19 protein-coding genes are annotated in these 22,219 nt (G+C 62.8%); 13 read left to right on the top strand and 6 right to left on the bottom strand.

Features of this window, described 5'->3' with window-relative positions:
* Positions 1 to 46: 46 nt before the first annotated feature.
* Complete coding sequence (locus LAN37_05290) at positions 47 to 478, bottom strand: zinc-ribbon domain-containing protein (GenBank protein ID MBZ5646622.1); 432 nt, start codon at positions 476 to 478, stop codon at positions 47 to 49.
* A 192-nt stretch (positions 479 to 670) separates the two neighbouring features.
* Positions 671 to 1,120: a transcriptional repressor gene (locus LAN37_05285; GenBank protein ID MBZ5646621.1), complete on the bottom strand. Its 450-nt coding sequence runs from the start codon at positions 1,118 to 1,120 to the stop codon at positions 671 to 673.
* A 279-nt stretch (positions 1,121 to 1,399) separates the two neighbouring features.
* Between LAN37_05285 and LAN37_05280 the strand changes: the two genes are divergently transcribed.
* From LAN37_05280 to LAN37_05265, 4 genes are all read left to right on the top strand, one after another.
* On the top strand, positions 1,400 to 3,958 hold the full coding sequence (locus LAN37_05280; protein MBZ5646620.1) for a penicillin acylase family protein: 2,559 nt from the start codon (positions 1,400 to 1,402) through the stop codon (positions 3,956 to 3,958).
* A 121-nt stretch (positions 3,959 to 4,079) separates the two neighbouring features.
* Positions 4,080 to 5,111, top strand: coding sequence for a flippase-like domain-containing protein (locus LAN37_05275; GenBank protein MBZ5646619.1), 1,032 nt, complete (start codon positions 4,080 to 4,082; stop codon positions 5,109 to 5,111).
* A 90-nt stretch (positions 5,112 to 5,201) separates the two neighbouring features.
* Positions 5,202 to 5,693: a transcriptional regulator NrdR gene (gene nrdR / locus LAN37_05270; protein MBZ5646618.1), complete on the top strand. Its 492-nt coding sequence runs from the start codon at positions 5,202 to 5,204 to the stop codon at positions 5,691 to 5,693.
* A gap of 242 nt (positions 5,694 to 5,935) precedes the next feature.
* On the top strand, positions 5,936 to 6,967 hold the full coding sequence (locus LAN37_05265; protein MBZ5646617.1) for an NAD-dependent isocitrate dehydrogenase: 1,032 nt from the start codon (positions 5,936 to 5,938) through the stop codon (positions 6,965 to 6,967).
* Positions 6,968 to 7,027: 60 nt separating this feature from the next.
* On the opposite strand, the gene LAN37_05260 is transcribed toward LAN37_05265, so the two are convergent.
* From LAN37_05260 to LAN37_05245, 4 genes are all read right to left on the bottom strand, one after another.
* Positions 7,028 to 7,408: an STAS domain-containing protein gene (locus tag LAN37_05260; protein MBZ5646616.1), complete on the bottom strand. Its 381-nt coding sequence runs from the start codon at positions 7,406 to 7,408 to the stop codon at positions 7,028 to 7,030.
* Positions 7,409 to 7,598: 190 nt separating this feature from the next.
* Positions 7,599 to 8,030, bottom strand: coding sequence for a c-type cytochrome (locus tag LAN37_05255; protein ID MBZ5646615.1), 432 nt, complete (start codon positions 8,028 to 8,030; stop codon positions 7,599 to 7,601).
* 290 nt (positions 8,031 to 8,320) lie between these two features.
* The gene (locus LAN37_05250; GenBank protein MBZ5646614.1) at positions 8,321 to 9,073 is read right to left on the bottom strand and encodes a 1-acyl-sn-glycerol-3-phosphate acyltransferase; all 753 of its coding nucleotides are present in this window, start codon (positions 9,071 to 9,073) and stop codon (positions 8,321 to 8,323) included.
* Between the two features lie 139 nt (positions 9,074 to 9,212).
* Positions 9,213 to 9,731, bottom strand: coding sequence for a DinB family protein (locus LAN37_05245; GenBank protein MBZ5646613.1), 519 nt, complete (start codon positions 9,729 to 9,731; stop codon positions 9,213 to 9,215).
* Between the two features lie 548 nt (positions 9,732 to 10,279).
* Here LAN37_05245 and LAN37_05240 point away from each other — a divergent pair.
* From LAN37_05240 to LAN37_05200, 9 genes are all read left to right on the top strand, one after another.
* On the top strand, positions 10,280 to 10,696 hold the full coding sequence (locus LAN37_05240) for a hypothetical protein (protein ID MBZ5646612.1): 417 nt from the start codon (positions 10,280 to 10,282) through the stop codon (positions 10,694 to 10,696).
* A gap of 558 nt (positions 10,697 to 11,254) precedes the next feature.
* Positions 11,255 to 11,776: a hypothetical protein gene (locus tag LAN37_05235; protein ID MBZ5646611.1), complete on the top strand. Its 522-nt coding sequence runs from the start codon at positions 11,255 to 11,257 to the stop codon at positions 11,774 to 11,776.
* Between the two features lie 243 nt (positions 11,777 to 12,019).
* Positions 12,020 to 13,045: an IS110 family transposase gene (locus tag LAN37_05230; protein ID MBZ5646610.1), complete on the top strand. Its 1,026-nt coding sequence runs from the start codon at positions 12,020 to 12,022 to the stop codon at positions 13,043 to 13,045.
* A gap of 831 nt (positions 13,046 to 13,876) precedes the next feature.
* Positions 13,877 to 14,908, top strand: a complete 1,032-nt coding sequence (gene hemH / locus LAN37_05225; GenBank protein ID MBZ5646609.1) for a ferrochelatase — start codon at positions 13,877 to 13,879, stop codon at positions 14,906 to 14,908.
* 101 nt (positions 14,909 to 15,009) lie between these two features.
* Complete coding sequence (locus tag LAN37_05220) at positions 15,010 to 15,621, top strand: Rieske 2Fe-2S domain-containing protein (protein ID MBZ5646608.1); 612 nt, start codon at positions 15,010 to 15,012, stop codon at positions 15,619 to 15,621.
* Positions 15,622 to 15,775: 154 nt separating this feature from the next.
* Positions 15,776 to 16,642 (top strand): cytochrome b N-terminal domain-containing protein, encoded by an 867-nt coding sequence (locus LAN37_05215; protein MBZ5646607.1) that lies wholly within the window; start codon positions 15,776 to 15,778, stop codon positions 16,640 to 16,642.
* Between the two features lie 88 nt (positions 16,643 to 16,730).
* On the top strand, positions 16,731 to 17,660 hold the full coding sequence (locus LAN37_05210; protein MBZ5646606.1) for a cytochrome C: 930 nt from the start codon (positions 16,731 to 16,733) through the stop codon (positions 17,658 to 17,660).
* A 213-nt stretch (positions 17,661 to 17,873) separates the two neighbouring features.
* Positions 17,874 to 21,131: a cytochrome c gene (locus tag LAN37_05205; protein MBZ5646605.1), complete on the top strand. Its 3,258-nt coding sequence runs from the start codon at positions 17,874 to 17,876 to the stop codon at positions 21,129 to 21,131.
* 170 nt (positions 21,132 to 21,301) lie between these two features.
* The gene (locus tag LAN37_05200; protein MBZ5646604.1) at positions 21,302 to 22,066 is read left to right on the top strand and encodes a carboxypeptidase regulatory-like domain-containing protein; all 765 of its coding nucleotides are present in this window, start codon (positions 21,302 to 21,304) and stop codon (positions 22,064 to 22,066) included.
* Positions 22,067 to 22,219 lie beyond the last annotated feature (153 nt).

The raw sequence follows: 22,219 nt of genomic DNA, 5'->3' as shown, positions 1-22,219 counted from the left end.
AAAACGGGGCGGCTCTCGCCGCCCCGTCTGCCTCAACCATGAGACTCTAGACTTGATTCGCCGCGAGCTCTCCCAGCACCGGCAACTTGAACTCCTGGTTGCCGTATGCCTTCACCGCGCAGATCACCGCGACCACGAAGATCGCCAGCGAGAAGAACGGCAGGATGACCCAGCCAATGAACGGCACGATCCCCAGCACGATGTGCCCGGCGATCGAGAAGATCCCCAGGAACAGCGCCTGGAACGAATGGAAGCGCACGAATTTGTTCCTGTTGTAGGGCTCGATCAGTAGGAAGATGATCGCCACGATCCACAGATACGCGAGCGCGCCCGCCAGATTGTCCTGCAATCCGCCGGACGCTTGTGCACCCGCGCCCGATCCTCCTCCCGCCGACGGCGCTCCGCTCTTCCCGCAAGCCGGACACGCCGTCGCCGTGTCCGCCATCTGCGCTCCACAACTCGCACAGAAACGTGCCATGGGTTCCTCCCTGTTCGCTTGGTTTCCCGGTTGATGTTGGGACGGCTGCCTGCGGCTGCTGCCCGTCAGCGCCCGCGCTGATTCCGCGCGAGTATCTTCGGCGCGCACAGTATCAAAGTCCTCTGCTGTAGGCAAGGACAACGAGCACGCCGGCGCCCCCAATCCGGAGAACGGGGGCCGGAATGGATCTGCTTAGGCCGGTCTCCGCGAGCCCTTCTTGCGGCAGTCTTCGCAGACCCCATACACCTGGAAGGTATGCCGCGTGGTCAAGTAGTGGTGCTTGCGCCCGATCTCCTGTTCGATCTTGTCCACCTCGGGAGAGAAGAACTCGACCGAGCTGCCGCACTCGGTGCAGACCATGTGGTGGTGGCTGCGCCGGTTGTACTGGTGCTCGAAGCGTGCGACCCCGTCGTGGAACGACACCTCGCTGGCCAGTCCGCACTCCGCCAGCAGCTTCAGCGTCCGGTACACGGTCGTGTAGCCGATCTTCGCGTCGCGCTTGCGCACCAGCCGCGCCAGCTCTTCCGTGGACAGGTGCTCGCGCGTCTCAATGAACGCCCGCAGGATGGTGTCCCGCTGCCCGGTTTGCTTGAGCCCCACCTTCTTCAGATGTTTGTGGAAGATCCCCTCGGCCTCGCGCATGGCGTCGCGCGAGATCACCGCGTGATCGTCGATCCGCTTTTGCACCATGGTTGATTCGAGCGCCGTCAGCTCCGCGAACCGGCCGGGATCCCTGGCCCCGCCCCCATTGCTTTACTCAACCGCCGATTCCGGCCACTTTTGATCAGCATACCATCCGCCCTTCCGTCCCCTCAAACAAATGCTTGCGGGGGTCATCTGCAGTCCGGCTTCTTCGCTCTTCCATCGGCGAGCGACGGCCGCAGATCCCCGCATCCCCGGATGTTAGAATCCCCCGCAGGCATGTCCACGCCCACCTCCGCTCCGGCCCCCCAACGCTCCGAGCGCGTCCCTCTATTCTGGAAGATCGTCTCCATCGCTTCGACCGTCCTTCTCCTTGTCTCTCTGGTCGCGGTCGTATGGATCGTCACCATCGCCCGCCGCGCCTTGCCCCAGCTCGACGGCTCCCTGCCGGTTCCCGGCCTTTCCGCGCCGGTGAAGGTCATCCGCGACGCCCAGGGCGTTCCGCACATTGCGGCCGCCAACCGCCACGATCTCCTCTTCGCCCAGGGGTTCGTCACCGCCCAGGACCGTCTCTGGCAGATGGACGCGCTCCGCCGCTTCGCCGCCGGCAATCTCGCCGAGATCTTCGGGACGCGCTTTCTCGCCCACGACGTCGGCGAGCGCTACCTGCTGCTCGGCCCCATAGCCGCCCGGGCCGCGGCCTCTCTCGCGGAACCAGATCGCGCGGAACTCCAAGCCTACTGCGACGGCGTCAATGCCTACATCAACTCCCATCGCGACGACCTGCCCATCGAGTTCCGCGTGCTCAAGTATTCACCGGCGCCCTGGACCCCGGCCGATTCCCTTCTCCTCGGCCTGCACATGAACTCGCTGCTCACGAACTTCTGGCCCTACGAACTCCAGCGGGACAAGATAACTGCCAAGCTCACGCCGGAGCTGGCCGCCGATCTGTATCCCGATTCGTCCTGGCGCGACCACCCTCCCGGCGCCGACTCCGCCGATTCCGAGACCGGAAGGGACCCAGATGGCGATGACGACGATGACGACTCGGACCGCCAGCGCGCCTCCGTGTGGGACAGCCTCCCGGGGTTGACGGAGCGGGATTTTGATGGCGTCATCCTGAGCGAGGCGCGCGTTTCGCGCGCCGAGTCGAAGGACCCCTACCCGGCCACAAATGCCGGCGACAAAACGCCCACGCCCCAAGTCCTCGCCGCACGGATCGCCCGTTGGGTTCCGGATCTCACTCTGCCTGGCTCCAACGACTGGGTCGTCTCCGGAGCTCACACCACCACCGGCAAGCCACTCCTCTCCAACGATATGCACCTGCCGGTCCAGATGCCCAACCTCTGGTACGAGGCACATCTGAAGGCCGCGGACCTCGACGTTGCCGGATTCACCCTCCCCGGCACACCCTTCGTCATCGTCGGTCATAACCAGCGCATCGCCTGGGGCTTCACCAACCTGGGCGCCAATGTCCAGGACCTCTTCATCGAGACCGTCAACGACAAGGGTGAGTACAAGACTCCCGCTGGATGGAAGAAACCGACTGTCTTCGTGGAGGTCGTCAAGGTGAAAGGCGGCAAGGACGTCAGGATCGCCATCGCCGCCACCCGCCACGGCCCCATCGTCAGCGAGCTTGCTCCTGGCGAAAAGCGCAAGCTGGCCTTGGCTTGGACCATCTACGACCCCAAGGGCGTGCCCATCTCATTCGGTCCCTTGAACGCCGCCCAGAACTGGCAGCAGTTCCGCGACGCGCTCTCCCGTTTCCCAGGCCCCGGACAGAACGTCGTGTACGCCGATTTGGACGGGCACATCGGCTATCAGGCGGCGGGATTCGTTCCTTTGCGCAAGTCCGGCGACGGCAGCCTGCCGGTCCCCGGCGACACCGATGACCACGAGTGGACCGGCTACATCCCCTTCGACAAGCTCCCCACCGTTTTCGATCCGCCCTCCGGCATCCTCGCCACCGCCAACGGCCGCATCGTCCCCAAGGGATATCCCCACGTCATCAGCACCCACTGGATGGCGCCCTATCGCACCGAGCGCATCTACAAGGTCCTGGAGTCGGGCAAGAAATTCAGCGCCGCCGACATGCTGGCGCTCCAGATGGATATCTACAGCGACTTCGACCACTACCTGGCGGACAAGCTGGTGTATGCGGTGGACCACACGCCCAAGGCTTCCCCGCGCGCCCGCGCCGCCGCCGACATCCTCCGCTCCTGGGACGGCCGCGTTACCGCCGATTCCGCCGCTCCCACCATCGAGACCGCTGCCCGCAACCAGCTCTTCCGCCTCCTGCTTCAGCCCAGGCTCGGCGCGCAATTCGTCGAGTACAACTGGTGGACGTCGCCGGTCGCGCTGGAGAACATCCTCGACCACCAGCTTCCCCGCTGGCTGCCCAAGACCTATCCCAGCTACAACGACCTTCTGGTTGCCGCGCTGGAGGCTGCGCTGAACGAGGGCAACGTCCCCCGCAAGCTTGAGGAATGGACCTGGGGCAAACAGGAGACCCTGACCGTCGAGCATCCTATCCTCGGCCAGATGATGATCGTGCGCCGCTGGGCCGGACCCGGTTCCGTTCCCATCTCCGGTGACGGCTACACCGTCAAGCAGATCGCCGCTGGCCTCGCTCCCTCCGAGCGCATGACCGTGGACTTCTCCGATCTCGACCGCTCCACCATGAACGTCGTCACCGGCCAGTCCGGCCAGATCTTCAGCCCGCATTTTGAGGACCAGTGGAAAGCCTGGTACGAGGGCGCCACCTTCACCATGCCCTTCAGCGACGCCGCCGTCTCCGCCGCGAAGAAACACGAACTCACCCTGGAACCGAAGAAGTAGCTACATCCGACGATCCGGCGATCAGCATGATCACGACCGGACGAGTGCTGGCTGAATGCTGAGTGCTGACTGCTGATTGCTAAATGCCTCTGCGTCATTTACTTTTCCCGGTCGGCCCTTCATGACCAAGAAGCGCATCATAGTCAGCGCGATCCTGATCGCCCTCCTGGTGGGGCTGGTGTACCTGCAATTCCGCGAATGGAAGCGCTTCAACTGGCACGTTTTCTTGGAGCGCACCCAGGACGCGAACGCCTTCTATCTCGCCACAGCAGTGGCTTTGATCTATCTGGACTACCTTCTTCGCGCCATCCGCTGGAAACTGTTCCTGAAACCGGTGTGCGAGGTGTCTTGGCGGCGGTTGCTGGGGCCAACGATGATCGGATTCACCGGCATCGCCCTGCTCGGACGCCCGGGGGAATTCGTCCGGCCCTACGTCATCGCCCGCAAGGAGAATCTGCCCATTTCCTCGCAGATGGCGGTATGGGCGGTGGAACGCATCTTCGACACCGGGGCCTTCGCCATCCTCGTGGCGCTCGACTTGGTCTTCGCCGGCAGTCTCAAATCATTGCAGCACTACCAGGCGTTCCGGAATGCCGGGGTCATTCTCCTTGTCGTAGTTCTGGCGGTTTCGTTGTTCATGGTCCTGCTGTATCGCAAGACGGAAGAGATGGCGCGCTGGGTGGAGCGCCGGTTCTCCCACGCCCCGCAGTTCGCGCGCAGGACCTCGCTGCGCATCCGCGAGTTCGGCCAGGGTCTGCGCACCATCCACTCGGTCGGACACTTCTTCAAGCTCGTGTTGATTTCGTTCGCCATCTGGCTGGTGATCGCCGCTGCGTATCTGCAGGTGGTCCATGCCTATGGCGGCAAGCTGCAGCACATGCAGATCTCGCACGTGATCCTGCTGATGGGGTCGGCCATGATCGGCTCGGTTGTGCAATTGCCGGCGGTCGGCGGCGGCACCCAGCTTGCTACCATCGGCATGCTGCACTACACCTTTGACGTGCCCCCTGAGCTCGCGGCCAGCTGCGGGGTGATGATCTGGCTGGTCACGTTCATGATGGTGATCCCGGTCGGGTTCCTCCTAGCACACCGTGAACACATCTCCTTCCGCGAGGCCACCCGCATTGTCGAAGAGGAAGAAGGAACGGCGTAGCCTTTCCCTTGACCCGGCGGCCCGATCTCCCGATGGCCCGATCCGGCGCGGCTGTTACAATGTGCAGTTCGCTTGGCCCGAGTTTTTCCCATGAAATGTCCCTTTTGCGGCTTCGTCAACGACAAGGTGGTGGATTCGCGCGAAGGCAAGGAGGGCGACTCCATCCGCCGCCGCCGCGAGTGCCTCAAGTGCGGCAAGCGCTTCACCACCTATGAGCGCATCGACGAGATCCCCTACATGGTGGTCAAGAAGGACGGCCGTCGCGAGAAGTTTGACCGCCAGAAGGTGCTCAACGGTCTGCTCCGCGCCTGCGAAAAGCGCCCCGTCTCCATGGGCAAGCTCGAGCAGATCGTCAACGAGGCCGAGGCCTTCGTCATCGACTCCCCCGAGCGCGAGCGCAAGACCAGCGAGATCGGCTCCCTCATCATGGAGCGCCTCAAAAAATACGATAAGGTGGCCTACGTCCGCTTCGCCAGCGTCTATCTCGACTTCAAGGATGTGAAGGAATTCATGCACGAGCTCAAGGACCTGCTCAGCGTCAAGGAGCAGACCACCGCTCGAGCACGCAAGACCAGCGGGTAGTAATCTATGCTGGTGTCATCCTGAGCGAGCACCGCGTGTTTCGCGGCGTGAGTCGAGGGGACCCCTACTCCGCCAAGCATAGGAAACCGATCACGCAATGGCTCATACCATCACATTGATTCCCGGCGACGGCATCGGCCCCGAGGTTGAGGCGTTTAGCGGGCGTGAGCGAAACGAGCGCAGCGAGTGCAGCGGGAGCCCGCTGCCGAAATCCCGAGCCAAGCGAGGGATCTCATAACACCATGGCCCACCGGATCACACTCATTCCCGGCGACGGCATCGGCCCGGAGGTCACCAACGCTACCCGCCGCATCCTCGAGGCTTCCGGCGTCCGCATCGATTGGGAGTCTTATCACGCCGGCGCTGAAGCCTTCGAACGCTACAAGGAATACATCCCCAAGGAACTAATCGACTCCATCGAGCGCACCCATTTGGCGCTGAAGGGGCCGGTCACCACCCCCATCGGCGGCGGTTTTCCGTCCATCAACGTCTCGCTGCGCAAGCGCTTCGACCTGTATTGCAATTTTCGCCCCATCTTGAACCTTCCCGGCCTGCCCACTCGCTATCCCGGCGTGGACCTCATCATCGTGCGTGAGAATACCGAGGGCCTGTACTCCGGCATCGAGCACGAGGTCGTCCCCGGCGTCGTGGAATCGTTGAAGATCATCACCGAGAAGGCGTGCACCCGGATCTCGCGCTGGGCCTTCGAGTACGCCCGCCGCGAGAAACGCAAGAAGATCTACGTCATCCACAAGGCCAATATCATGAAGCTCTCGGATGGCCTGTTCCTGCGCTGCTCGCGCAACATCGCCAAGGAGTATCCCGAGATCACCTACGGCGAGCACATCGTGGACAACACCTGCATGCAGCTCGTCATGCACCCCTACCAGTACGATGTGCTGCTGCTGGAGAATCTCTACGGCGACATCATCAGCGACCTGTGCGCGGCGTTTGTGGGAGGGCTGGGGCTGGTGCCGGGCGCAAACCTTGGGGACGCCTGCGCCATCTTCGAAGCCGTGCACGGCTCCGCTCCCGATATCGCGGGAAAGGATCTGGCCAACCCCACTGCGGTCCTGCAGTCTTCGATCCTGATGCTGCGCCACATCGGGGAGCGCGCGGCGGCGGACCGCGTTTACGACGCCCTCTGCCGGGTTTACCGCGCCAAGGAGCACCTGACCCGCGATGTCGGCGGCCAGGCCTCGACCAGCGAATTCGCCGACGCCGTCATCGCTGCCCTGGAAACCCCCGTCGCGGCTGAGGGCAAAGCGAACTGATCGCGCAAGATCCTTCGCCTTCGGCTTGAAATGGCCGCGGCCGGACCCGCTCCTCTGTCCTCAGCGCCCGAGCTCGCTCACCGCGATCGGCGTGGTCTCCAGGCGGAATCTCTCCACAGCCTCTTCCACCGTGTCGCAGATGGCGAACAGAGCGGTCAGCTTGGTCACCTTGAGGACGTCTTTCATGCGCTGCCCGAGCGCGGCCAGTTTCAGGTCGCCGCCCGGCGCTCGCGCCGACGTCATCAGGCTGACCAGCGCGCCGACCCCATTGCTGTCGATGGCTCGGACCTCGCTCAGGTTGAGTACGACGTGGCGGCCTTCCTGCAGCAGCTCCTTGACCTTTTGGCGCAGCAACGGCGCCTCTTCGCCGTACACGATCTCCCCATTGCAATCGACGACGGTCACGTCGCCGAGAATCCGCGTGCTGATCTGAAGCCTCATCCCTTACCTCCAGCGTCCTTTCAGACGCGCATCCGCTCGGGTTAGTCCGTGGTCCCTACGCCATCGGCTCGGGCTGACCGCCAGAGATCCGTCGCCTTCGGCTCAGGATGACCGCAGCGGGCTCGGACGCGCACCCCATCCGGCGCAAAATGCGCGCCGGCTGGGGACCCCGCTCGCCCGCTAAGCGCGGCTACTTCTGCTGTAGCGACTCGACGTACTTGTGCAAGTTGTAGATGCGCTGCTGCACCTCGGCCGGGTGGCTCTGGCTCAGCTTCCAGAAGATGGGCCCCCAGACCGGCATGTCTTGCGATCCGTGCGCAGTCACCGTCGTCTTTCCGGTCAGAATCGCTGCAAAGTGCTCCGAGGGGAATGTGCCCTTGTTCTTCTTGGCCAGCATGGTCAAGTCGGTGGGGACGGTCTTCATCGCCGGCGCCGCCGGTCCCTGCCCCTTGCCGTCCTTTCCGTGGCACGAGGCACAATAGCTCACGTACATTTCCTGCCCCGACGCCGGAGAGGTGTAGGTTGCCGGGACCTTCTTTACCGTGGGCTTGGCTGCCTGCTGCGCGACGATGGGTATCGCCGCCGCCATGACGATCAAGATCAGAGCAAACTTGCGAGACATAGGAATCCACCTTTCATGCCCGCCATGAATGAGACTACATCGTGACCGGGCCGGGGGCCGGCTCCCCCGCTCCCGCGAGCGAATGCCTCTCCACATAAGCATGTGCTTCCCGAGTCCCGGAAGCGGTGACAGGAATCACCCCGGCAGGTGACCGGCGAGCGCCTCGGCAAACGAGGAAAGTCCCGCCCCATTTACGCGATTGAATGATCGGGTAATGGATCAATCGGGTGATCGAAAACCTGTGCCCGACCGGGCGAACGGCAATCACGCGATTCCCCGATCACCCAATCCTACGATTCCGCCACAGCGGCTACCGTGGCGGCTCTCTGCACCCACTGGTACGCCAGCTTGGCGATGCGTTTCCGATCGCCTTCCATTGCCAGCGGTCCGCCGAAGCGCACGCGGCACTCGATCCCGTCCTTGGAGAACAGGTTCCAGGCGTGGGGCAGCGGCTCCATCTCGCCCCAGAAGCAGATGTCGTTGGCCACGCTGCCTTCCGCCATGGTGTAGCCGATCGTGGCCGGCGTGACCGGGACGCCAGCGTCGATCGCCGCCTGAAACATGGTCGAACGGAACGGCAGGACCCCGGTCCCATCGGTTGTCGTTCCCTCGGGAAACAACATGACCGGATGTCCCGTCTTCAGGCACCTGGTCAACTCACCGTAGGCGCGCACCGAATCGGTCGCCGAATGCCGCCATACGAACACCGTGCCGGTCAGCCGCGCGAACGGCCCGAACAGCGGCCACGACCTGACCTCCGCCTTGGACACAAAGCTGCACCCCATGGCCGCGCTGTACACCAGGATGTCGAGGTAGCTGAGGTGGTTGGAGGCGATCAGTCCGGTCGGCGGAATCACTCCCTCGATCTCGAAGCGCACCCCAAGGTGCGGCAGCAGGCGCCGGTTGTATTTCTGCAACCAGCGCGCGCGCTCGGCCAGCGTGAGCTGCCGCCGCAGCCGCATCCAGGCGAAATGCGCCAGCGCCAGGGTGGCGATGGCTACGATCCAGAAGCTCCGGCTCAGGCGGCGAAACAGATGGTTCATGCCCCAGACACGCTAGACAAGGATTTCCCCACGGTTCTGGGATTTTACCGTGCTCCGCAAGTTCCCGGTCCCGGCGGTCAGAGATCTGTGTGTGTCCGCCGGCATTGCGCCGCCCTGCACACTCGCCCGCAGTGCTGGTTTAGATCCTGTAGGAGGGCGGCTTGATGCCTTTGTCCCGGAGATAGATCTCAGCCTGGCCGCGATGATGCGCCACGTGAATGTACATGGCGAGCAGGATTTCTCGCCCCAGGAGCCGCCCATCGGGAGAGTTGTGCGCCGTGCTGAGCTGCTCCTCGGTGAGGTTGGGTATCACGGCAGAGCAATAGTCGAAGGAATCGCTTAGGAATTTGACGACAGCGTCCTTCTCGGTGGGGGACGGCAATGCCGGGGGGTCGGAATCCTTCAGACCAGCGCAAAACTGGTAGTTGGTGGTCGCGATGTGCGACATCAATCGGCCAAAGTCCATCGAGTCGGGGTGAGGGCGGAACGCGTACTGCTCCGGCGGCATGGCCTGCGCCACCTCGACCGACAGTTTACTGAGAGCGCCAAAGTGCTTGGCATATTCCCCGGCGGCATTGGCCGGGACCGCGGCGGCATCCGCCGCAAAGAGCGAAAGCGCAACCACAACAGCGAGCGCGACAACGGCGCGAGATTTCATGAGCATCTCCTTGGAGAATGTTGTTCCCTGCTAGAAATCACGGACCAGGCCTTGAGGCGCATCTCACCCCCGGCGGTGAAGGCTTGGACGATTTCAGCCCGGCTCCGTTAGCAGGTTCCGGGGCACAGCTCCTCACTGGAAGTAGCGGGCTGAGGTTTTGCTGAGTACCGAGTACTGGGTACTGGGTATTTCTTGTCAATCCCCCCAAAATCTGGATTCATCCGTAACGTGTTCTCGGCAAACGAAATATAAAATTGTGGAAAATGTCGGATTTGCCCCCTCCGATTTGTCATACTGGAGGTAGAGGGTCGAGGTTTTGCTGAGTACTGGGTACTTGGTACTTGGTACTTGGTACTTCTTGTCAATCCCCCCCAAGATCTGGATTCCTCTGCAACTGCTTGAAAACAGTCCGGAAACAAAAATCTGGAGCGTGGTACTTCCACCCCCGTCAATCTGTCATACTGGAATTAAGAGAGTGAGAAAGCAGCGCGGGCCTTGCCCGCGCTTTTTTTTCCTGCCTCCTGCATCCTGCGCGCTGCCCCCTGACTATGCCCGTTCGCCGCCGTCCCAAAGCTCAAGGCGAGCTGGCCGAACTTGTGTTCATGTGCAAGGCAACGACGGAGGGACTGGTGGTGGCCAAGCCTTGGGGCGACAACCTGCCCTTCGACTTCCTGGTGGGAGGCGGCACGCGATGGTGGCGGGTGCAGGTGAAGTCAACGCGAAAGCGCAGGTGGCGCAGTTACCAAGCGATCCTGGCACACTCGCTGAAATACAGGGGATACACGGCGGCCGACACGGATTTCATCGCAGTGTACGTGATCCCGGCCAAGGCGTGGTACGTGGTTCCCATCCGGGAGTGCGCGAGAAAGCTGGCAATCTGCTTGTTCCCGACGCGCGCCCCCGGGAAGAGGAGCGCGGGCCGCTTTGAGAAGTACCGGGAAGCCTGGCACCTGCTGCGCGGTTGACGACATTGTTGAACCTCACCCCAATTCAGAACATCCCCGCTCTAGCCAAACCCGGGCTAGGACGGGCCACCCGCCATAAGAATGCTTGGGCTCGCGCCCTCGCGGAAGTTCTGTCGCCCCTGAAGGGGCTCCGATCGCTAAACGAATGCTTACCCCGGGCTCACGCCCGGGGCTAGATTCTTACGCCCGCTGAAGCGGGCTGTGACCCTCTCTAAACGCAAATTCACAACCTTTGTCATCCTGAGGGACTTGAGTCCCGAAGGATCTCGGACCATGTGGGACCCGCGACGCTGTGTATCGGAACTGGAGGACGGCCGCCACTGAGCAAGAGGTTGGGGCGAGGCTGCGGCGGGGAAGGCGCGGCGGGAAAATCTCGTGGCCGCCTCAATCAAGGTGCTCACGCGCCCAGGTGCGCTCAGTCACTGAACCCTGGCGCTCTCTTCTGCTAACAAGGAGATAGGCCGGGAGTCGTCCGAAAGTCAGCACTCCACCCCAGCCAGCGAAGCGGGCGTGAGCGCGGCGACGCCCGGCATCCGCCCGCAGCGGCAGGAGGCTCGTATGAGCACCGCAGTCATCATCCCCTTCGCTCCGCAGACAACTGAAACCACAGCCGCCATGGAGCGGTACGAGCATGGCTACTCGGTGTCGAGGATGACCTCCGGGTTCGGCGAAACAATCCGTCTCGTTGGCATCTCTCTAGCGGGCGCTCTGTGGCTCTGCGCCCTCGTCGCCTACCAGGCGATCCCGGCCGAGCGTTCCGGCTTCCCCGTTGTGTCGGTTTCCCTGATCGCCGCCGCGCTGTGGATCGTATTAGTCTCACGCGTTGTGGGCGCGGGATTCCGGGTTCAGGCACAACTGCTCGAAGCGGCCGTCGATTCGGCCGTGACTGCCTCGCCCTTCCTCTCCAACCCGCAGCGCCTCGAGGTCATGTCGTTGCGCAAACCGCCGGAGGCGGTTGGGTGGCAGTGCTCACGCGTTCGCGACCTCGCTGTGCTCGGCCAGCACGGTCCAGGAGCATCGCCCTCCATTCCCTTGGCTGTCGTTCGGCCACGAGCAAAGGTCGAACAAAGGGTCGCTTAAGCCGCTGGCTGAGCGCTGAATCCACGCTTCTGCTGGGCACCGGGCTGTCCAGGGCGGGTACGCTTCTCCGCAACCTCTGCGATCGGGGCCGCCGCATTCCAGAGTTCGGAGCATCCTCGCCCTAGCCAACCCCGGGCTAGGACGGCCCACCCGCCCTGTAACTGGTGAGCAGGGGATTAATGAGATGGTCCGCCGCACGATCAACCGGATGGGATGATCGAGCACGACAGGAGGACCATCGACATGAAGATTCGTTCCATCGGCATCGACCTGGGCAAGACAACCTTCCATCTGGTGGCGCTTGGCGAACGAGGCAAAGCGATCATCAAGAAGAAGTTCTCCCGCCAGCAGCTTCTGAGTTTCACCGCGAACCTCGAACCATCCCTGATCGGGCTGGAAGCCTGCTCGGGATCGCATTTCCTGGGCCGGGCGCTTTCCCTGCAAGGCCACGACGTGCGCCTGATCCCAGCACAGTTCGTAAAACCCTTCGTAAAGTCGAACAAGAACGACTACCTGGATGCCGAGGCGATCGCGGAAGCGGTCGAGCGCCAGAACATGCGCTTCGTGCCCATCAAGACCGACGATCAGCTCGACCTGCAGGCCCTGCACCGAGTCCGGGAGCGATTGGTCTCGCGCCGCACCGCGGTCATCAACCAGATTCGTGCCTTCCTGCTGGAGCGCGGCCTCACCTTCTGCAAAGGGCCGGCCACCCTGCGGCGGCAGATGCCCGAGATCCTGGAGAACGGCGACCAGCATCTGTCCCCTCGGATGCGCGGCCTGCTGGCCTCGCTGTGGCAGGAGTGGAAGCAACTGGAAGAACAGATCGGCTCTCTCAGCGGCGAGATCGAGAGCATCTGCGCCAGCGATCCAGCCTGCCAGCGGCTGCGGCAGATCCCCGGCGTCGGACCGCTGGTGGCGACCGCCGTGGTCGCCGCCATCGGCAACGGTGCAGCCTTCGGCAAGGGACGCGAGTTTGCCGCCTGGCTCGGTCTGGTGCCGAGACAGTACTCGACCGGCGGCAAGCCCAAACTGCTGGGCATCAGCAAGCGAGGAAACCCGTACCTGCGCAAGATGTTCATCCACGGCGCACGGGCAGCAGTTCTCCGCCTAAAGCGGGAGGAATCTCCGATCGGCAGGTGGATGAACGGACTGGAGGCACGAGCGCCGCGCAACGTCCTGATCGTCGCCATGGCCAACAAATTGGCGCGGATCACCTGGGCCGTGCTGTCCAGCGGCGAACCGTACCGAGCCGCTACCGTGGCGGCCTAAGCAGTTCCACAAGCTTTCCCACCAAGGTCTGCAGAGGAGAACAGCAAGGACGAAAGAACAGTCAAACGGCGTGCCGGAGAACCTGGGGCGATAAATGGTCTTCCACGACCGCGGGATTTACCAGGACAGGCACGCGCGGAACTCATCATGGCCCGGAGAGGATCTCCACCAAGAGGCCGGATACATTTGCGCAGACTGAATTTCGTTCTTCACCTTCTCCCTCTTGCAGTCGCGCGGCGGACCATACATTACCAGGACAGGCACGCGCGGAACTCATCATGGCCCGGAGAGGATCTCCACCAAGAGGCCGGATACATTTGCGCAGACTGAATTTCGTTCTTCACCTTCTCCCTCTTGCAGTCGCGCGGCGGACCATACATTATCAACATCTACAGCTTAGTAGCAGGAGGAATCTTTCGCGACTTTAGTGGCGCGCATCTTTCATCGCCCCGCAAGCGTTTCTGACGGCTGAACGCTAGAGTAAGCCGATCCATCTATCAAGAGCCCGTAACTGTTGATAACAGACCTTCTCACCAGTTACGAACTGTTATCCCACCTGTTGTGGCCGTGATATCAGCGACCACAAGAGGGACCGCTGTGCGAACAGTCCTCCTCGCCCGGCCGGCTTGTGAGAAACAACCAAGCGCCACTGTATAGGCACTCCGCCGGCGGGCCTTGAATCCTCCGCGTCCTCCGAGTCCTCCGTGGTTCGTTGTTCGCTCCCACGGAACATGAAGTCCCGCTCCTGGCGCGGGTCTTCGCCGTCCGGGTTGACGCCTGCTCCGCCTCCCATTTACTATCTCGCACCACTCAGGTACTGGTGTGGGGAGAATGCCAGGCAAGCGACTCGGGGTCGTCCTCTTCCAACTCGGAGGTCCGGATACGCTCGAAGCCATCGAGCCGTTCCTCTATAACCTCTTCTGCGATCCGGACATCATCGACTTCCCTTTCGCGCGGCTGGGACGACGTCCGCTGGCCAAGCTGATCTCGGTGGCGCGCGCCAGGAAGGTGCAGCACCACTATTCCGTGATCGGCGGAGGCTCGCCCATACGGCGGCACACCGAGCGGCAGGCGCAAGCGCTGGAGTCCAGCCTGCGCCAGGCCGGGGTGGACGCGCGGTGCTTTGTCGCCATGCGCTACTGGCATCCTTTCACCGCCGAGGCCGTGGCCCAGGTCAAGGCCGCCGGATGCGACGAACTGGTCCTGCTTCCCCTCTATCCGCAATATTCCTCCACCACCACGGGCAGCAGCCTGAACGAGTGGGCGCGCCGCTGGCAGGGCGACGTCCCGGCTTGCGTGGTGCGGGAGTTCTATCGTAGTAAGATGTATTTGGCGGCGCTGGCGGAGAAGGTCGAGGCCGCCCTGTCCCGCTTCGGGAAGCGGGACGGCGTGCATCTCGTCTTCAGCGCCCACAGCCTGCCGCTCTCTGTTATAGAGAAGGGCGATCCGTATCAGCGGCAGATCGAGGAGACGGTGGCCCTGGTCTTGGAGCAGGGCGGATGGGCAAACCCCCACCGGCTCTGCTATCAGAGCAAGGTCGGGGCCAGCAAATGGCTGCAACCGTCGCTGCGCAGCACGCTGCGCGATCTGGCCGCCGCCGGAGCGAAGGACGTCTGCATGGTGCCGGTCTCGTTCGTCTCCGACCACGTGGAGACCCTGGGCGAGATCGACCACGAGGCGCGCGAGCTGGCCGCCACGCTCGGCATCCGGCGCTTCGAGATGACCGAGGGCTTGAACGACTCGCCGCGCTTCATCGCGGCCCTGGCCGAGCTGGTGATGTCCGCGGTCCCGGGTACGGTGCGCCACGAATCTCCGTCGCTGTGCGGGCTGGAGATCAGTGACGCTATGCTGGCGGCGGATTAGGCCCGTCGGGCCGGATGAATGTAGCCCGGCACGTCAGTGCCGGGAATGCGGGACAGTCAACGTGAGTCCCGTAGGGACGACTGAGCAGCGAAGGATTGTGAATGGCTGATACCGAAACCAAGACACCGCCGGCACCAGCGGCGCCTGCCACCAAGTACGTGGGCACTCCCGCGGTCGGCACCTCCAAGGCCGCTGCCGCCGGGGGCATCGCCGCCGTCGGGCCGCGCAACACCGAGGTGGACCAGCGGCGCCGCACCCTCATCTGGAGCGCCATCGTCGCCTTCCTCGCCGCCTGGCTGATCGCCTTCTTCCGCTTCTTCCTTCCCCGCACTCTTTTCGAACCCAACACCGTCTTCAAGATCGGCTACCCGGCGGACTACGGGCTGGGCGTGGATACGAAATGGCAGCAGGCGTATCGCATCTGGGTGGACCGCACGCCCGACCGCATGTTCATCATCTATGCGCGCTGCACCCACCTGGGCTGCACCCCCGACTGGAAGTCGGCGGAGAACAAATTCAAGTGCCCGTGCCACGGCTCGGGCTACGACAGCGAAGGGATCAACTTCGAGGGCCCGGCCCCGCGTCCCATGGACCGCGCCCACATCGAACTCGATCCCACCGGGCAGATCGTCGTGGATACCAGCAAGCTGTACCAGTGGCCCAAGGGGCAGCCCAGCAAGTTCAACGATCCCGGAGCGTACATCCCGGTCTAGCCGGTTGGTGTAGGACGGCCGCCCTCGGCGGTCGAGCAGGAATTGGGGGTTGTGGTTCATGGCGGAAGAAAAGAAAGACGCGCAGGTCAAGGAGACGCCGGCTGGCGGCAACGGACACGGCGACGGCAGCTTCATCAAGGACCTGAAAGACAGTATGAGCACTCTGCCCGAGGAGATGCTCGCCAAGGCCAAAGAACAGAAGGAGTTGCTGAAAGATCCGACTAAGACCCAGGTCTTTACCTCCATCTTCCGCCACAAGCACGACGACACGCCGCGCAACCGCGCCCTGGGCGTGCTGTCGAACGTCTTCCTGCACCTGCATCCCGCCAAGATCAATCGCGACGCTGTGCGCTACAGCTACACCTGGGGCATGGGCGGCATCACGTTTTACCTCTTCATCGTCCTCACCTTCACCGGCGTATTACTAATGTTTTATTACCATCCGAGTAAAGTGCAGGCGTTCCGGGACATCCTGTACCTGGAGCATGACGTACCCTTCGGAAAAATCCTGAGAAACATGCATCGCTGGGCGGCGCACCTGATGATCATCGCGGTGTGGCTGCACATGTTCCGAGTGTTCCTGACGGGCAGCTACAAGAAGCCGCGCGAGTTCAACTGGAACGTGGGCGTAATTCTTCTGGTGCTGACCCTGCTGCTGTCGTTCACCGGGTATTTGCTTCCGGACGATCAGCTGGGGTTCTGGGCGGTGACGGTGGGCACGAACATGGCGCGGGCGACGCCGGGGCTGGGACACGAGGGCCCGTTCGGTCCGCAACTGGGCATGACGCCGTACAACGACGTGCGCTTCGGGCTGCTGGGCGGATCGATCGTGGACGCGAATGCGCTGCTGCGAGCCTACATCTGGCATTGCATCGGGATCCCGATCATCGCGTCCATCTTCATGATCGTGCACTTCTGGAGAGTGCGAAAAGACGGCGGGATCAGCGGCCCGGCGCCGGTGCAGCTTGAGTCTGAGATCAAGGAAGGGCGCACGATGGTGAAAAGCGCCCGGAGTGCTTGACGAATCAAGTGCAGGTAGGGCTCCTTCGACTCGCGCCGCCGAAAATGGGCGGCGCTCGCTCAGGATGACACCAGTGGAGGAAAGGTAAATGGACTGGTACCAGCTATGGACGATCGCATCGACGCCTGACAACGTGCCAATCGTGGCGCTGCTGCCGCTGGTGATCTTCTATTGCTGGCTGGCGTGGAAGCAGGCGCGGGCCAACGACCAGCTCATCGCCCAACTGGAGACCGACCCGGCGATGGCCAAGACGCACCACCGCAAGACCTGGCCGTTCAAGCCGGGCTGGCAAAAGGAAATCCACGTGTGGCCGTTCCTGCTGCGGGTGGAGTTCCTGGCGGCGATCATCGTGACCATCATCCTGATGATCTGGTCGATCACGCTGAGCGCGCCGCTGGAAGAGCCGGCGAATCCCAACCTGACCATGAACCCGGCGAAGGCGCCGTGGTACTTCCTGGGATTGCAGGAAATGCTGGTGTACTTCGACCCCTGGATCGCGGGCGTGGTGATGCCGACGCTGATCATCGTGGGGCTGATGGTGATCCCGTACATAGACACGAATCCGCTGGGGTCCGGTTACTACACCCTCAAGCAGCGCGGGTTCGCGATCGGGACGTTCGTGTTCGGGTTCATCATCCTGTGGGTGAGCATGATCATCATCGGCACGTTCATCCGCGGACCGGGATGGATGTGGTTCTGGCCTGGGCAGACGTGGGACCACAACAAGGTGATCTACGAGGTGAACCGGGACCTGCCGGACCTGTTCGGCATCGTGTCGAACTGGGGCAAGATCATCTTCGGGGCGGTGGTGGTGGGAGCGTACTTCGTGATCGGCGGGCTGGCGGTGCACACGCTGTTCAAGAGGTACAACCCGCAGAATTACCGGCGCATGAGCTTTCTGCAATACAACACATTGATGATCTTCATTCTGCTGATGCTGTCGCTGCCGGTGAAGATCCTGATCCGGCTGTTGTTCCACATCAAGTACGTGTGGGTGACACCATGGTTCAATGTTTGAAGAGGTCCTTCGCGCTTCGCGCTCAGGATTTCGGCGGCGGGCTCCCGCGCGTGCTCGCTCACGCCCGCCAAGCGCCTCAAGGTGACACCATGGTTCAATGTTTGAGCTTCAGAAGTAGCGGTCCTTCGACTCGCGCGGCAAAAAGCGCCGCGCTCGCTCAGGATGACGCCAATCAAGTCTTTGTCGTGAACTGAAGGCGGGATAAAGAAGGCTATGGCGGAAGAACTTCAAGACGATCCGATAGTCACGAAATCGTACACGCTGCACTACCTGATCGCGTCGGTGCTGCTGATCGCGACGCTGTTCTGGGCGCTGTGGGACGAGGCCTACGGGCAACGTCCGTGGAAGCGTTACCAGGAGGAGTTCCGGACACGCTACCTGTCGCTGCTGCGGCAGACGCGCAGCACTTCCGGCAAGGCGGAAGAGCAGGTCAAGGATGACGAGGAATACAAGAAGCTGGACGCGGTGGCCAAGGCGGCGGAGGCTTCGGTTTCCGGAGAAGCGAAGCAGATCCAGCAGAGGATCAACGAACTGAACGAGAAGATCGCGATCGTGCAGAGCACGTTCACGGACGCGCGGGCGCACGTCACGGCCGACACTTACGACGCCGAGACCAGCAGCGGGAGCAGCCGGGAGCGCAAGCTGGCCGCCCTGGAGGAATACAAGAAGCAGCAGCAGTTCGAGGTCAACCTGCCCGAGTACAAGGGCAAGAAGCTGTCGTTCAACGAACTCGACGCACTCTACGCCGACCTGAAGAACCAGAAAGCGGCGCAGATCGGGCAATTGGCCGAGGTCACGAAACCAGCCAAAGCAGCGGCGGCCAGGCGCGACCAGTACCTCTCCGATCACATGTCGGAGCTGACGCCGGAGCAGATCGCGGGCCTGCAAAGGAAGATGGGGGATTCGTCGCTGAAGGACTCCCAGCGGTTCGAGCCGGAGATCCAGCAGATCAACGTGGCGTCGGCGAACATCGTAGACCGCTGCGAATCGTGCCACATGGGAGTGCGCGAGCCGGTGAAGCTGACCCTGGCGTCGATGACGCCGAAGGGGGCCAAGCCGGATGAGTACGCGCGCGCCTTCGTGGGCCATCCCAGAGAGCTGCTGAGCACTCACGACCCGGAAAAATTCGGCTGTTCGCCGTGTCATGGGGGCAACGGGCGAGCGACGACCAGCGTGGAGAAGGCGCACGGGCACTACGAACACTGGCTGTGGCCGCTCTTTGCCAAGGAGAACGTGCAGGCGGGGTGCCAGAGCTGCCACGCGGCGGACATGGTGCTGGCCGGCGATTCCGCGGAGATCATCAACGAGGGCAAGGACCTGTTCCGGCAGCGGGGATGCAACGGCTGCCACCGCTACGAGGGCTACGACAAGGAGCCGGAGGACCTGCAGAGCGCGCGGCAGCAAATCAAGCAACTGGAGCAGCAGAATAAGGACAACCTGAAGCAGGCGGCGATCTTCACCAAGCAGGGCGACAACGCCAGCGACAACGCGGAGGCCAACCGGCTGTATGCCAGGGCGGAGGCGCTGAAGATCGAGAACAGCAAGATCTTCGGGCGGATCGAGCAGCTCGACCTGCAATCGCGCAACCTTCTGCGCGACATGAAGAAGATCGGGCCGAACCTGAAGGACGTGCGGGCGAAGCTGAACAAGAACTGGATCCCGGTCTGGATCCACAAGCCGACGGAGTTCCGGCCGACGTCGAAGATGCCGAACTTCCGGCTGAATGACGAGCAGGTGAAGTCGATTTCGGCGTACCTGTGGCAGACGGCGGTGAGCGATGCCCTGCCGCAGCAGAAGCCGGGCAACGCGGCGCACGGCAAGGACCTGTTCGAGACCCGGGGCTGCATGGCGTGCCACTCCATGGGCGAGGGCAGCGAGCTGGTGGGCGGGACGTTCGCCGCCAACCTGACGCGGGTGGGCGAAAAGGCGAACTACGACTACCTGGTGCGCTGGATCCATAACCCGCGGCAGCGCACGCGCCCCTATTGCGCGTACGAGAAGAAGGACATCGGGCCGGAGGATTACGCGAAGAAGGGCCTGCCCTACGTGTTCGACGAGGCGCACAGCCGGTGCCCGAACGACGGCCACGAGCTGCAAATCCAGAACATGACGGTGATGCCGATCCTGCGGCTGTCGGAGGACGACGCGCGGGACATCGCCACCTACCTCATCGGGCAAAAGAAGAAGGACCCGTCGTCGTATGCAAACGCCTCGTTCATGGACGATCCGAAGCTGAAGGAGGCGGGACGGGGGTGGATCCGGCATTTCGGCTGCGCGGGCTGCCACGAGATCTCGGGGTTCGAGGAGGAAGGACGCATCGGGACGGAGCTGACTGCGGAAGGCTCGAAGCCGATCGAACGCCTGGACTTCGCGCTGCTGACGCATCCGGCGGAAGTGGGCGGCAAAGAGCCGATCACCGACGCGGAAGACCTGGAGCGGCTGCCGGAAGGCCCGGCCAAGGGCCCGTGGTACGACCACAAGGGCTTCTTCGAGCACAAGCTGGCGGAGCCGAACATCTACGACCAGGGCAAGATCAAGTCGGAGACGGAGAAGCTGCGCATGCCCAACCTGCACCTGAGCAAAGAGCAGGTGCGGGCTCTGACCACGTTCCTGCTGGGCAGCCAGGAGACTTCCCTTCCCGCGAGCTACCAGTACAAGCCGGAAGACTGGCGGCATGACGTGCAGGAAGGCTGGTGGATCGTCAAGAAGTACAACTGCATGGGTTGCCACCAGTTCCTTTCCGGACAGCCGAGCACTCTGATGCAACTGCCGCGCTACCAGGATCCGGACTGGAAAGAACAGTTGCCGCCCAAGCTACTTACCGAGGGCGCGCGCGTCGATCCCGAATGGCTGCTGCGGTTCCTGCACAATCCCTCGCTGAGCGAGTCGGACACAAATCGCAACGGGGTGCGTCCGTACCTGAAAGTGCGGATGCCGACGTTCAACTTCTCGGAGAGCGAGCTGCGGAAGCTGGTGCGTTTCTTCCAGGCGGCGCAGCAGCAGCCCATGCCGTACATCCGGCAGCAACTGGAGGCGCTGACGCCGAAAGAAACGGAGATGGGGCGGAGCCTGTTCTCGTCGGTGGCGGCCCCCTGTCTGAAATGCCATGCCACAGGCGACGCCGCGCACGACCAGCACGCGACGGCGCCCAACTTCCTGATGGCCAAGGACCGCTTGAAGCCAGGATGGACGGAGCGGTGGATCATCGATCCGCAGTCGATCAGCCCGGGGACGTCGATGCCGTCGGGGCTGTTCCACAGGCAAGGCGAGCAGTGGGTGTTCAGCGGGCCGACGCCAGCCTCGTTCCAGGGGTACGACAAGGACCACACCAAACTGCTGGTGCGGTACATCTTCGCGCTCACGGCGGAAGAGCAGAGGCGGGTATCGGGCATGATGAAGAGCGGGCCGGCCAAAGCGTCGAGCGCGAAGCCGGTGAAGCCTTCGTCGTCAGCAGCCGGTAGCGGAAGGTAAAGCAAGGCCTCACCACAGAGGGCACAACGGTCGCACAAAGGTCACGAAGGGATACCTGCTGGGCGGGTCGCAGATACGCCCCCACATCACCACATTAGACTCGCTAGAGTTAGAATGTCTGATTTGACTAAGAGATCTAAACGCATAAGGAAGGTACAGACGTCATGAAAATGGCAAAGTTGATCGCATTAGTGACCATGCTGGGCCTGCTGCTTTCGGTGGCAGGCTGCAGCAAGAAGGAAGAACCGGCGGCGCAACCGGCCGCCCAACCGGAGGCCAAGAAGGCGGCGCCGATCGATCCAGCCACCGCGGCCACGGTGACAGGCACGGTGAAGTTCGACGGCAAGGCGCCGAAAGCGCAAAAGATCGACATGAGCCAGGACCCGGCCTGCAAGGGCGACAACGTCAACGAGGCAGTGGTGGTGGACAACGGGAAGCTGGCCAACGTCTTCGTGTACGTGAAGGAGGGGCTGGGAGACCGGACCTTCGACGTCCCGAAGGAACCGGCGAAGCTCGACCAGCAGGGTTGCCGCTACCACCCGCACGTGATCGGCGTGATGGCGGGGCAGACGGTGGAAATCGTCAACAGCGACAACACCACGCACAACATCCACCCATCGCCCAAGGACAACAAAGAGTGGAACGAGTCGCAGCCGCCCAAGGGCGCGCCCATCGACAAGACCTTCGCCCGCCAGGAAGTGCTGATCCCGGTGAAGTGCAACCAGCACCCGTGGATGAAGATGTACATCGGGGTGGTGAAGAACCCGTTCTTCGCGGTGACCGGCAAGGATGGCAAGTTCGAACTGAAGGGCCTGCCGCCGGGAACGTACACAGTAACGGCCGTGCACGAGAAGTACGGGGCGCAGGACGTGAAGGTCACGGTAGGGCCCAAGGAGAGCAAGGCCGCGGACTTCACCTTCAAGGAAGGCGCGTAAGCAGTGGATAGTGGTTAGTGGATAGTGGCCAGGAGCGGCGGGCGGAGATGCCCGCCGCAACGGCCTGCGGGAAGCAGGCCCAGCCTTTGGTACACTGTCACGTCGGCGTGTGACCGGGATCACTGGGGGTCTTTTCCCGGATCGGGAAGCAAG

It is taken from the genome of Terriglobia bacterium (genome assembly GCA_020073495.1).
Taxonomy (GTDB): domain Bacteria; phylum Acidobacteriota; class Terriglobia; order Terriglobales; family Acidobacteriaceae; genus JAIQFD01.
The sequence above is the reverse complement of the archived record's forward strand: the minus strand, read 5'-3'. Positions and strand labels throughout refer to the sequence as shown.